General features: G+C 49.3%; 11 protein-coding genes. 1 reads left to right on the top strand and 10 read right to left on the bottom strand.

Going from position 1 to position 13,099, the window contains the following annotated elements:
• Positions 1–30 precede the first annotated feature (30 nt).
• The 8 genes from QZZ54_RS06850 to QZZ54_RS06815 form a co-directional block, all read right to left on the bottom strand.
• The gene (locus QZZ54_RS06850; protein ID WP_290700676.1) at positions 31–915 is read right to left on the bottom strand and encodes a hypothetical protein; all 885 of its coding nucleotides are present in this window, start codon (positions 913–915) and stop codon (positions 31–33) included.
• 129 nt (positions 916–1,044) lie between these two features.
• Positions 1,045–3,426 (bottom strand): DNA polymerase II, encoded by a 2,382-nt coding sequence (locus tag QZZ54_RS06845; RefSeq protein ID WP_290700673.1) that lies wholly within the window; start codon positions 3,424–3,426, stop codon positions 1,045–1,047.
• A 4-nt stretch (positions 3,427–3,430) separates the two neighbouring features.
• On the bottom strand, positions 3,431–4,450 hold the full coding sequence (mvaD, locus tag QZZ54_RS06840) for a diphosphomevalonate decarboxylase (protein WP_290700671.1): 1,020 nt from the start codon (positions 4,448–4,450) through the stop codon (positions 3,431–3,433).
• Positions 4,437–5,378: a GHMP kinase gene (locus QZZ54_RS06835; protein ID WP_290700668.1), complete on the bottom strand. Its 942-nt coding sequence runs from the start codon at positions 5,376–5,378 to the stop codon at positions 4,437–4,439. Before QZZ54_RS06835 ends, mvaD begins: the two co-directional genes overlap by 14 nt.
• Positions 5,368–6,369 (bottom strand): mevalonate kinase, encoded by a 1,002-nt coding sequence (locus QZZ54_RS06830; protein ID WP_290700665.1) that lies wholly within the window; start codon positions 6,367–6,369, stop codon positions 5,368–5,370. The genes QZZ54_RS06835 and QZZ54_RS06830 overlap by 11 nt, the downstream gene beginning before the upstream one ends.
• Positions 6,370–6,381: 12 nt before the next feature.
• Positions 6,382–7,548: a hydroxymethylglutaryl-CoA synthase gene (locus QZZ54_RS06825; protein ID WP_290700662.1), complete on the bottom strand. Its 1,167-nt coding sequence runs from the start codon at positions 7,546–7,548 to the stop codon at positions 6,382–6,384.
• Between the two features lie 15 nt (positions 7,549–7,563).
• Positions 7,564–8,595, bottom strand: coding sequence for a type 2 isopentenyl-diphosphate Delta-isomerase (gene fni / locus QZZ54_RS06820; protein ID WP_290700659.1), 1,032 nt, complete (start codon positions 8,593–8,595; stop codon positions 7,564–7,566).
• On the bottom strand, positions 8,595–9,632 hold the full coding sequence (locus QZZ54_RS06815) for a hydroxymethylglutaryl-CoA reductase (protein WP_290700656.1): 1,038 nt from the start codon (positions 9,630–9,632) through the stop codon (positions 8,595–8,597). The genes fni and QZZ54_RS06815 overlap by 1 nt, the downstream gene beginning before the upstream one ends.
• Positions 9,633–9,765: 133 nt before the next feature.
• On the opposite strand from QZZ54_RS06815, the gene QZZ54_RS06810 reads away from it, so the two are divergent.
• Positions 9,766–10,239, top strand: a complete 474-nt coding sequence (locus QZZ54_RS06810; protein ID WP_290700653.1) for a hypothetical protein — start codon at positions 9,766–9,768, stop codon at positions 10,237–10,239.
• A 28-nt stretch (positions 10,240–10,267) separates the two neighbouring features.
• Here the strand turns inward: QZZ54_RS06810 and QZZ54_RS06805 are convergent, their stop codons facing one another.
• Complete coding sequence (locus QZZ54_RS06805; RefSeq protein WP_290700650.1) at positions 10,268–11,857, bottom strand: hypothetical protein; 1,590 nt, start codon at positions 11,855–11,857, stop codon at positions 10,268–10,270.
• Positions 11,858–12,003: 146 nt separating this feature from the next.
• Positions 12,004–13,099: argininosuccinate synthase (locus tag QZZ54_RS06800; RefSeq protein WP_290700648.1), on the bottom strand; the 1,096-nt coding region annotated here is incomplete at its 5' end.

Genomic DNA, 13,099 nt, shown 5'->3' with positions numbered 1-13,099 from the left:
TCTTTTTAATAGACTACTCAGGATCTATCTTTAAATAGAAGCCAGCAGCAGACCGGTTAGCATTAACACTGTGCCTTGAATACGGGGCAGACTCATTTTTTCTTGCAGCCAGATTGCACCGATAATCACACCCAGTGGGATACTGATCTGTCGCAGGGCCACCACATAGCTGACTTCTGTAACCAGAGTCATACTGGTCAGCACCAGCATATAGGTGCCGACGATAAAGACACCGGCCAATATGGCCATCCTCTTCTGTTGCAGCCCCCTGAGTCGCTCGCCCGGTATCATGCCAATCAGCAGAACCATCCAGCTAACCGTTGTCACAGCCTGCAGTACAACAAAACTACTGCCCGCCTGAAACGCGCTCATACCTGTATCGCGCATAATCTTCAGCGCCATACTATCAACGATGGAGTAACCTGCAGTACCCGCCGCTGCGAGCAGAACCCAGAACATCACCGGTTGCAGATAGAACCTGGGGCGCCAGTTTTTCCAGCGGCTCAGAGGCAAGGCGATCGCACCAGTCAGAATCAACAACATTCCCAGGCCTTCAACAGCGGTAACCGCAGTACTGCCGTGGAGGATCACGATTACCAGCGGTACCAGAATTACCGGTAGCGCCCGAGCCAGGGGATACACCATACTCATATCCCCGGAACGATAGGCCCGTGCTAAGCCGATAAGATAGAGCCCCTGAAACAAGCCGGAGCAACAGAGCAACCACCAGAAATCCCTTGGAAGCCCCATCAATCGAACATCATGAAAAATAAGAATCGGGCTGAACATCAACCCACCTGCCGCCATCGCCCAGATATAGAAAAGCAGCGTTTGCGCAACCCTTTTGCCGATCAGATTCCAACCCACATGAAACAATGCAGAGATTAAAATCAATATAAATGCCGTCAGTGTCACGGTTTCTCGCCAGTAGAGATACGTATCTTGATCACCTCATCTAATTGCCAGTCCACATTCTAACCTTCAAGCCCTCATCATTACCGATCAGAATATCATCAACTTTACGCAGAGAAGAGAAGTAAAAAGTCAGAAAAGACTGATCTGGGGAGCGGCGATGCCATCAAGACTGTCATCCATGAACATCAATATTCCATCGGCGATAGGCACCAACTGGCGATCAAAATAGTGCTGATAATCGATTAAAGAGGTTGTGATAGAGACCGGTTCTGGGCCATTCACAGTGATCAGGTACTCGATATAAGTCCCGGAAGAGAAAGTATCCAACTTTCTTCTTTTAGAAAGATGGTCAAATAGTTTTTGGGCCGCCTGCACATGGGGCGGACGATTCTTACTGTACTCATCTAACGGGCGGCGCAGGCGTTTACGATAAACCAGCTCTTCATCCAACTCCCCCGCTTTCATCTGAATAACGATCTGCTTAAGGTAATCGGTATAGGGTGTATCACTGAAAATTAACCGGTAAAGCTCTCGCTGCACCCTTCGTGCCAGGGGCGTCCAGTCTGAGCGTACCGTTTCAAGCCCTTTGAAAACGAGTTCTTCACTGCCATCGACAAAATGACGAATACCCGCATAACGCTTCTTAGTGCCTTTCTCAGAGTTTCGCATGGTCGGCATAAAAAAACGTCGGTAATGGGTTTCGTATTCCAGTTCCAGATGACAGGGCAAGCCGAAACGCTGTTGCACCTCTTCCTGCCACCACTGATTAAGAAAGATTTCCAGGCGACGCCCCTCTTGCTGGGTTTTATCCAAAGGGAAATCATCTCCCAGCCAGACAAACACCGAGTCGGTATCGCCATAGATCACCTGGTAACCAAACTCTTCCTCGATTTTTTCCTGGGTACGGATGAGAATCTCGTGGCCTCGCAGGGTAATTGAGCCGGCAAGACGCTGATCAAAGAAGCGACAAACATTGGAGCCGAGTACCCCATAAAAGCTATTCATGATGATCTTAATCGCCTGGGACAACGGCGCATTCTTTTCAGCTTTTGCACGATCTCTTGCCTGCCACAGCCGTTCGATAATACCGGGCAGTATCGCCTCTTTACGATTAAAAATGGCGTGATTAAAACCCGGCACCAACTCTTCCGGGGGACACTCGGTGCCGGTCCCTTCCGCCAATGCAAAAGGATCGATCATGAAAGTACGAATAATACTGGGATACAGGCTCTTAAAGTCCAGCACCAGTACCTGATTATAGAGACCGGGCCGGGATTCCATTACATAACCGCCGGGGGCGCCCATCTGCGATTCACCGGAGGCATACACAGGAGCAACATAACCTTTGCGATGCAGACGAGGCAGATACTGATTATCAAAAGCAGCCGCAGAACCGCCCACCTTATCTAATGGCAGACCGGTCAAACGACTGCGCTCTATCAGGTAATGAAGCAACTTAGCGTGTTCAAATATATCCCAGACCAGCTTGCAGTCTTCCAGATTATATTCTGCCAACTGACGGGGGTTTTCCCGGTAAACCTGCTGAATCTCTTCCCCCTTATTTAGGGTGAGTCCATCATCTTGCTGATGACCGAGCAACTTGCCTCTGTCCAGTAGTTGATTAGAGACATTCTCAAGGGAGAAGCTTTCAAATTGATAGGTTGCGCCCTTCAGGGTATCGATACCATCCAGCACCACCCGTCCGGCAATACGGCAAAACCACTTCCCATTGCCCGACTGAATAACCTGTATACGACTGCGATCACGGCCCAGATTCATGGGCACCTGGAGTCTTCGGGCCCGTTCTTCCAACACCCGAAAATCGAACCCGACGACATTCCAACCGATGAATATATCGGGATCACAGCGTTCTACTTCCCGAATAAACGCCTGCAGCAATGCTCGCTCATCGTTTACATACTCTAGCCAGGGTTCATTCGGCCCCTCGCCGACAATCAGCACTTTACTGTATCGGTCTGAATAGAGTCCAATGGAGAAAATTCGGTCTGCCCGCATCGTGGTTTCAATATCCACCGATAGCATCGTCAGCTGAGGGTCATAATCTGTCGGTAGCAGTTGTGCCGAATTTTCAGAGAAACGCACCCGGGCACTATCCTGAATGAAACGCTCCATGAGAAAACGATCAACAGGACGTATATCCTCCTCGATCATCGAGATACCATAGGTCTGCAACAGGTCTGTCAGTTTTCGATAGGTGGCGATTGAACGGCTGTAAATGCCACAGATGGAACGTTGTTCAAGATCTTTCAGAGGTAGGGGTTTTAAGCGCCAATCGGTAACAGGTTCGAGTAATGGCTCGATTCGGGGAAAATCCTCTTCGAGGACAAAGAAGACCGCTTCCTGACCAGCCACCGTAACGGGAAATGCACCCTGAGGACCTTTCAGCCAAAACTGAAAGCTAATTCCCTCAGAAGTATCAAACTGCTGACGCGTGAGAATAAAGCCGCTGGCTTCGCTATGTTCCCCAGACTTAGGCTGATTAGACCGCATTGGCTCAGCCAAAGGGGGCAACAACCTCCAGGCCAGGGAAACGCTGTATAACTTCAGCTTCAGCATCAGCGGTAAACAATAGTTTTATATTCGGCCCCGCATCCATAGTGAAATAGAGCTCGACGCCTTCTGCCCTTGCCTGCCAGATGCTTTGCATTGCAGCGACGGAGTCCGGTTGCCAATAGAGTAACGGCGGCCAGGAAGCTATCATCGTTGCATGCATAGAGAGCGCGTTTTGCTCGGCGGTTTCACCCAATAGAGTAAAATTTTGATCGGCAATCGCCCGGTGTAATCGTTCAAGGTCCGCCGCTGCCTGCAATGGCCAACTCTGATACAGGTGAGCGGTATCTACTGTCCGATTCATGCCTGAACGGGAATCTACTGCCTTCTCTCCGGTGCTCACCTTTACCAGGCCGATTCTCAAATCGCTCCAGCGACTCGTTAACGGCAGCGCAAAGCTATCCATACCATCTTCGCGAACTCCCATCTGCCATTCGACAAAGCCTTCATAGAGGGAACGACTAGCACTGCCACTACCCATACGGGCAAAAGCGGACAGCACTTGAGGCTCCAAATCCAAGCCATAGAAAGCGTTAACCGCCAGCATCAATGCCGCAAAGCCGGAAGCGGATGAGGCCAATCCGGCAGCGGTAGGAATATTATTCTCGGTTTCTACTTTAACTGGGTGAGCGGCACCACGGCGAAACAGCTCAATAAAGTTGATAACTTTGCGGGAAAACTTATCATCCGCAGCCACCAAATTGCCATTCAGCCAGACCTGATCAGTATCGCTAACCGAGATACGGGTTTTACTACCCAGATGGGCAAGAGATATCGACAAACTGCTGTTAATCGGCAGATTAAGCTCAGCATCACGCTTACCCCAATACTTACACAGGGCAATATTGCTCGGTGCAAATACGGTATCTATGCTGTCCGCCACCGGCACTACAGTAGCTGGCAGATAGCGTTCGATTACGCTTTCTTTAGTGATAGCTTTAGAGCTGTCTTTAGATATATTCAACGGTCACACCCTTCTGAGAAACAGCCACAGGTATTTGTTCATAAGATAACTGATAGTCTGATGGGTTCCCTAGAGCCAGAACACAATCACCCAGGCCTGAACCGGATATTTTGGCACCAAGGACATCTGGAGAACTTCTTAATGCATAGATTATCTCGGCCAGGTTGCGGTCATTTACGCCCAGCGCATCCATTAGTCCCTGGTAGATATTCATCAGGCGACCAAATTGCGGCCAGTCCGTGTTATCCACAGCCAATTCGGCTTGCTCGGCGGTTTGCCCCATCAAGCGGTACAGTTCAGCATAGAGTTCCGGCGACTGAGCCGAGAAGCCTTCAACCCGCTTCAATACATCCGGGGTTTTCATCTTATAACCGACGTAAAAAAGGCTAATAGTGGGTATGCCCTGCAATGCCCGTATCTGAGGGGCGGTATCGGCAGTGGCAACGGTATACCCAACCACACCTCCAAAGACCGCAGCTACCAGATCGGTACCTGACCCCCGACCATCCTGCACCTGATGGACCACCGCCAGGGTTTCATTAAACAGCGCCTGCTGATCTTCACACCTACTGCCTGTATAAGCTTGCAGCGCGGTCACAACCGCCACCGTTACCGCCGCAGAAGAACCCAACCCCACGGTATGAGAAAATTCAGAACGTATCTGCAGATCGAACCCACTCGGTAACCGTGCAGCCTGGCGCTCTATCGCGGCCAGAACAAAACTGAGCGCCGGCTCAGACTTCAACGGGTCAAGACTCGAGTGGTACTGAGCCAAAGCTGAATCGATATTAACGTTGCGATCTGTGCGAGGAGTTAGCGTGACCGCGATACGTTTGTCCACTGCACAGGCCAGCGCCCGCTGCCCAAACAAGACTGCGTGCTCCCCCATCAACATCAGACTACCAGGGGCTGTGACTTTAATCTTCAAGACGGGCTCCTTCACTGTCCTCTTCAATCGCCATGATTGAATAACCGTTTTGTTCACAAAGCTCTGCAAGGTCGATCTCTGGAGAATAGGCGATCAAAGCACCGGCCCCAACACCCTTAACAGAACCGGCTCCGCTCACTTTCGCAGCACCACCCAATTGTTCAACCGTAGCAATAAACTGCTGGACCGGTTTTGGCACTACCCCGATCTGAGTTAATAGGCGATGATTTTCCCTAAGTAGTTCACGGGGGTCATCACCTTTAACGATAGCATCCGTCAGCTGTTTGGTAATCGCACTAAAATCCTGCCAGATACTAGACTGGCCGAAACGACTACGGACAAAATCGACACAGTCGCCGGTGCCGGCTTCAGGTGTTCCACTGTGAATATAGTACCAACCTGCACCCAGCTGTAGCGACAATGGCTGAACCTGACCGTTAGTGACCTTCACAAGACCACCATAACTCACGGTCGCGGCATCGATGAGCCCGCCACGCCCATGACACAGGCGTTCACAGTAACGCACCCGTTGAAAAAGCTCAGCGGTATTGAAAGGTTTAGAAAAGAGGTTTTGACCGAGAGAGGTAACCGCGGCACCCAGCGCTGCGGAAGAACCCATACCTGATCCGAGCGGCAATTGAGAATAGATCTCCAGCTGCAATCCAGTTTCAGGAGAAGCGTCAGGCAGACACAGCCCCAAAGCATACAAAGCCAACTGCTGAGGCGCTTCAAGGATATCACCGGCCGTTAATTCACCCGCTTCAAAGAGGCTAAAACGATAATCGAGGTAGGAGACTAACTGACGCAGATCTGACCAACCGATGTGCCCTTGCCAACCCGCTTCAGGCAGATGCCAACTAAGGCCGTCGGTTTGAGTCTGTTCTGCATTGCATTTGATATAACGGTTTACCGCCAAAGCGATAGCCGGGGCCCCGTAAACTGCTGAGTGTTCACCACTGAGAATCAGCTTACCCGGGGCACACGCCTTCATGAAGAGGGTTCCTTAGCAGGAGATGTATTCACGTTTATGATGGGAGATACCCACTAGACGGAATCGCCCGGTGGTACCTTCAGCCTTAACATGCTCGCCACCATCAACCGGATCGACATCATTATAAAGCTTCAGATATTCATCATAAGAGACTTCGCTACGTGCCTCTAGCATCAACTGGTGACGGTCTTTGTGCAGGTAGTTCTCGTAACCGGCAACAACCGTGCCTGAGAAAAACTCTGCAACGCAACCGGAACCGTAACTGAAAAAACCTACCCGGTTACCGGCCAGATTTTGCTTACAGTTTTCCAGCAGTGACGCCAGGCCAATATACATCGATGCGGTGTAACTATTACCGATGATACGGTTATATAACAGGGTATCTTCTACCTGAAGATCCAGCAGCTCGGGTGTCAGATTACTCTGATTAATACGCGCCAGATGCTTATGTGCCTTTTGAGCCATACGGGTAAAAGGCAGGTGGTAGCAGAAATGTTGCATATCACTAAACGCCACCGAGCTGACTTCACGGAAGTGAGCCCAGGCATATTTCAGCGATTTCAAATAAATTTTAGTGGAGTACTTACCATCAACCAGTGCGGTAGAACGGTAGTTAGGGCGCCAAAAGTCCATCACATCTTCGGTGTGGTTGCCGACCTCGGGGTCCAGTTCAACCAGACGAGGGTTCGCTGTAATCAGCATCGCAACAGCACCACAGCCCTGAGTCGCCTCACCGGAAGTACCCAAATCATAGCGGGCAACATCTGACGCAATCACCAGCACTTTCGTTTCCGGCTGGCGAGCAACAAGAGCACAAGCCATCTGGATCGCTGCGGTGGCGCTATAACATGCCTGTTTCAGTTCAACGACGCGACAATTCGGCGTTAAACCAAGCAAACGGTGAACGTAGACACCAGCAGACTTTGACTGATCGATACCAGTCTCGGTCGCAAACATCACAGTGCTGATAGCATCTGTACCCACCCGCTCTATGAGAGGCAGGGCAGCGTTTGCAGCCATAGTCACTACATCTTCATCCGGGGCAGGCATGCCCATTTTTTCTTGGCCTATCCCCTGATAATACTTTTCAGCATCAATTTCCTGAACCGTTGCAAGGTTCTTCAGATCCAGAAAATAATTAGAGGTGTAAAAGCTGATTTCATCAATACCGACGGACATACGTACTTAAAATCCTCAACGCTCGCCCAGAATGAGAGCCCGATTCATAAATAAACTATTCACATCCGGCATGCCCAGCAAAAACATCGCTGTGGTGAATTCACGCCGGCGCTGTTCTATCACCTTAACCACAGAATCCGCAGAATCCATCGCGGGTTTGAGGAAGGGAGCGGCCATGCCGCACAGCGAGGCGCCGAGTATAACAGATTTAACCATATCAATCCCATCCCTGAGACCGCCGCTAGCGATGAAACCTGCACTATTTTGATAGGGTTGGGCCAATTTTAGCGCCTGAGGAGTGGGAATACCCCAATCCTGGAAACAAAGCCCCAGATCATCACCCCTATCCGCACCCCGATGATGCTCTATTCTACTCCAGGAGGTACCGCCGCAACCCGCCAGATCAAACCACTTGATACCGGCGGACAGACCCGCCTCGATATCCTGCGGAGAAAGCCCTGCCCCTACCTCTTTTAGTAGAACAGGCACATTCAGACCCGCTGAAACTGCGGCAATTTTTGCCTGAAGTTCAGAAAAATCGGTATCACCTTCCGGCTGTACCGCTTCCTGCAGTGGATTGAGATGCAAATATAGCCCGTCAGCCCCTAACAGCTCTACCGCCTGCTGACACTGCTCCAAAGAAAAACCATAATTAAGCTGTACCGCTCCTATGTTACCCAGCAACACAGTACTAGGCGCATAACGGCGCAGATCAAAACTTTCACGGGACGCTGGCTGGGTAAACATAACACGCTGAGAGCCCACCGCTAATGCAACTCCGGTGCGCTCAGCTGCTTCCGCCAGATTACGATTGATAGTTTTAATCAGCGTATGGTCACCACCGGTCATCGAAGAGATAAGCAGTGGAAAACTCAGCTTCTTCCCGAGAAACTCAACCGAAGTATCAATACTATCCAACGCTAGATTTGGCAGTGCTCGGTGGCTCAGCTGGATTTGATCAAAATAGCGCCCATCCCGATCTGTTAACGGATCGTTTTCAATTGCCCTGATATGTTCTATCTTTCGATCATTAGTCTGATCAGACATCAGCGTTCCATTTTAAGGTGAGATTCCATCAACTCACCCGGGTTGGTCTGAGCCGCCATCAAAGAAAGCTCTCCACAGAGTACCGTCGCAGCGCAGATAGCCGCCAAACGACGTGCATTCGCGCCCGGTTCCCGGTCATCTTTACAACCTAGCTTACGGAGATTTTCCTCAACAAAGTCGATTCCCTTACCGTTACCCACACTACCCATAATAAGGTTGGGCAATGTGCATGAGAAATACAGGTCTCCGCCACGTACTTCCGCGTGCACAATACCCTGCGAGCCTTCAATAATATTAGCGGCATCCTGCCCCGTCGCCAGGTAAAACGCCAATAACATATTAGCAAAGTGGGCATTCGCACTGCGTAAGCCACCCGCCACAATAGTACCAATCAGGTTTTTCTTAATATTAAGATCAACCACTTTTTCAGGTGTAGTCTTAAGGCGTCGCTCGCAAACATCCCGGGGGATCAAAATCTCACTCACTACATACTTACCGCGACCGAGAATACCGTTAACCGCTGTGGCCTTCTTATCGGAACAGTAATTAGCAGAAATAGATGAATAGCGAAGCTGTGGGTACTCTTCAAGAATCCAGGGAATCAACTTATCGGCGGCATTAGTCACCATATTATGCCCCGACGCATCACCGGTATTAAATTCAAGTCTCAGGTAGATCAGATTGGCGACAATCTGACTGTTCATATCGATTAATTTTGCGAAACGACTGCTTGTTGCTACAACCTCGTTAAGATCATCTTTACGGGCTTTAATCGATTCAAGCGCTTTAAGCGCCTCTAAAGCGTCATCAGCTTCCAGCAGAATAGAGCGACTCATCCGCTCATCAATAACCGTCGTTTTAATTCCCTCCTCTGCCAGCACCGAGATTCGGGCTCCCCGGCCAACAGAGGGCCAAAGAGGAGTTTCATAAGTAGCCAGTGGTACCGCTATCTTTTCGTTAAGGACATGCCCACTAATTTTAATCGGACCTACTGTCCGCATAGGAATGGGGGCTTGCTGAACTTTATGGGATTTCATAATCTCTCGACACAATAAAAAAGGGCTGCCGCGATCAATTTTGGATTGATCTGCACTGCACCCCTTTAGGAAGCTCGTATTGAGTGGGGATTTTATATAGCCGCTGCTTAATATGCAATCAAAGGCCTGTCGGGTGAGTAATTCAGCAGGCCTTACCTTTTGTACTCAATCTGCCAGTTCAGACTTGACCACCCAGAATAACCCCAGCCATACTTGCGCCTTTACTAAACCAGACAACAGCGGAAATCAGGATATGCTCTACGCAATCAGAAATGAACAGGGACAGATCACTTCTCTGTCAATGCATCAGGTTGGCAACTCTGCCGTAGCGGATATAACTGATCCTGAAGTTGTAAGCTTCCTATCCAACAGCAATGAAGCTAGCAGCCCTCAAGAGTTTTTGGAAAAATCAGATGCTGATGTCAGCCGAATCATTGAGGATCTTATCGAGCTATTAATCTCAAAAAACACCATCCTGTTTACTGACCTTCCAGAAGCCGCGCAACAGAAGCTCCTGACCCGTAAACTCGCACGTTCAGCTTACGATACCAGCCCGGAAAAACGTTCTCTTGCGAACTCTATTCTTACTGATGATGACACTATCTAATTTAAGCTAATTAGAAGAAGCATGAGACTCAAAGACCGGTTTCAGTCTCATGCTTTAACTGCGCCTTAGAGCGAATCATCTCAGCGCAACGATCGGACAGAGAGAGATAACGCTTCTGCTGTCGCACACTCAAAGAACCATAATTAATGCTATACATTGCATTATCACACTGCAGCAGTAACTCATGACATTCTGGACCGGGATGCCGAGCCTGCTCCAGAGCCGTCTGCACTAAATTCAATGTCAGACTGGGATTGTTCGGTAAAATCCCATCAGCACGCACAAAGAACCCCAGCGCTTTGCGGTACTCTTTCTTTCGATAAGCCAGCATCCCCTGAAGGTTTAGTTTCCCCCACTCAAGCGCTGCACTGTCCCGATTCACTTGCTGCTTCATCGCCTGAGCGTCTGCGGCAACAGCGGTCCCCTCCATTCCTTCAAGAAATGGCTCAACCCACTCCGCCTTCTCGGTCAGTTCCAACCCGCAAAAAAGATCAAATGCACTCCTGGCCGCAAGATTAGCCCGATCTGAAGACCCACTTTTATGGTAGACCTGAGCGACCATAAGACGGGATTTAAACTGAACAATTGGCTCTTCCGGAAAAGCCAGCACCACATCTTCAAGCGTCCTGATAGCATGTTCTTCAATCTCGCTATCAAATTTATCCCGCGCTAACAAAGCAGCAACCAGACTGAAATAGTATTCGTCTGATTGAAAACAGCTATTACGTGCATATCGGATAGCGCTATCATAGGCCTCTATCGCAACATTCCATTCCTGATTTTGCCCCGCCAAACTACCGAGCCCCCCCTGTAATTCAGACACCGTCGGCTGCAGCATAATTGCCTTGCGCAACAGTCCAATCGCTTCACCCCGTTCCCCCAACGCTTTATACGTTCTGGCCAGCCAGGTATAGGCTTCAACACAAAAATGGGACTCATCAATTACATGCTGCAAAGCGTGACGGGCGCTCAGATAATGACCCAGATGGCACAAGGACATTCCCAGACCTACCCTGGCCCAGGGCTGGTCTCTTTGAGCAACAATAGTTTCAAACAGGTGTACCGCTTCTGAGTAAAGGCCCAACTCAAGAAGAATAATTCCCCGTAACCGCTGAATATACATATGCAGCCCCGGATAACCTTGAATCAGCTTGCCACACATCTCCAGCGCCGCTTGTAGTTCACCCTGGTCCAGTTGTTCTTCCAGCGGCAACAACACTTCTCTGATCCGCATAATCTTTTCAATACGAAAACGAAGTTTAGGCTCAGCATAAGGTTTAGATATGTAGGTATCTGGGGAGCTGTCCAGTGAACCAAATAAAAGTTTAGAACGCTCCGGATCAACAACAAGTGTAAAGATAGTAGAAAACTTACGGATTCCCTCAGCCGTTGCTTCTTGAATCAGCTGTAGTCCGTTCTTGTGATCTTTTCCCAGATCATAAACAACAAAACAGAGATCAAATTGCAGCTCCCGCAGCAGAACCAGAGCCATATTAACTGAGGAGGCGACCTGAATTTTAGACACGCCCATGCTCCCCAGGATCATCTTGAGTTCAGCAAGATCTTCCAGGCGATTATCAACAATCAGTACTGACTTATCTGAGTAGCTGATTTCCATAAACTCTACATTAAGGGACGTATATCAAAGTATCATATAAATCAGACAATTATCAAAGCGCTACCCACGGGATTAAGGCACAAAAAAGCCCCGTTATGGTGACATAACGAGGCTTTCGGTTTACCGATACAGATCAAAAGACCGACTTATGATAGATCGCGGCCCTTACCTGCTTCAATACGCATACGCAGCGCATTCAGTTTAATAAAGCCAGCTGCATCTTTTTGATCGTAAGAGCCTGCATCATCCTCAAATGTAGCGATGTTTTCATCAAACAATGTGTCATCGGAACGACGTCCAACCACTGTTACATTGCCCTTGTACAGTTTCAGACGAACATCACCGTTAACATAACGCTGAGATGCATCGATCATATTCTGAAGCATTTTACGCTCTTCAGACCACCAAAAACCATTATAGATAACTTTAGCATAACGAGGCATCAACTCATCTTTAAGATGCGCAGCCTCACGATCCAATGTAATGGATTCAATGGCACGGTGTGCACGCAGCATGATAGTGCCCCCTGGGGTTTCATAACAACCACGGGACTTCATACCGACAAAACGGTTCTCAACAATATCCAGACGACCGATACCGTTCTCACCACCAACCTTATTCAGGTACTCGAGAACAGTAGCCGGGCTCATCGCTTTACCATCGATAGCAACGATATCGCCCTTCTCATAAGTCAGCTCCATATAGGTCGCTTTATCAGGAGCTTCCTCAGGAGATACAGACCAACGCCACATATCATCTTCAGCTTCAGCCCATGGATCTTCCAGAATGTCACCCTCATAAGAGATGTGCAGCAGGTTAGCGTCCATAGAGTACGGAGATTTCTTCTTCTTGTTGCTGGAGAAATCAACTGGAATATCATGCTCTTCACAGTATTTCATCAGGGTTTCACGGGAAGTCAGATCCCATTCACGCCATGGCGCAATGACTTCAACGCCAGGCTTCAGTGCGTATGCGCCCAACTCAAAGCGAATTTGATCGTTACCCTTACCGGTCGCGCCATGTGAGATAGCATCAGCGCCGGTCTCGTTAGCGATCTCAATAAGACGCTTGGCGATCAGTGGACGAGCGATTGAAGTACCCAGCAGATACTCACCTTCGTAGATGGTATTCGCACGGAACATAGGGAATACGAAGTCGCGGACAAACTCTTCACGCAAGTCTTCAATGTAGATCTCTTTAACGCCCAGCGCTTCAGCTTTAGCACGAGCAGGTTCTACTTCT

Source organism: Amphritea sp., assembly GCF_016744155.1.
Lineage (GTDB): Bacteria > Pseudomonadota > Gammaproteobacteria > Pseudomonadales > Balneatricaceae > Amphritea.
This window is presented reverse-complemented; position numbering and strand designations above follow the sequence as displayed.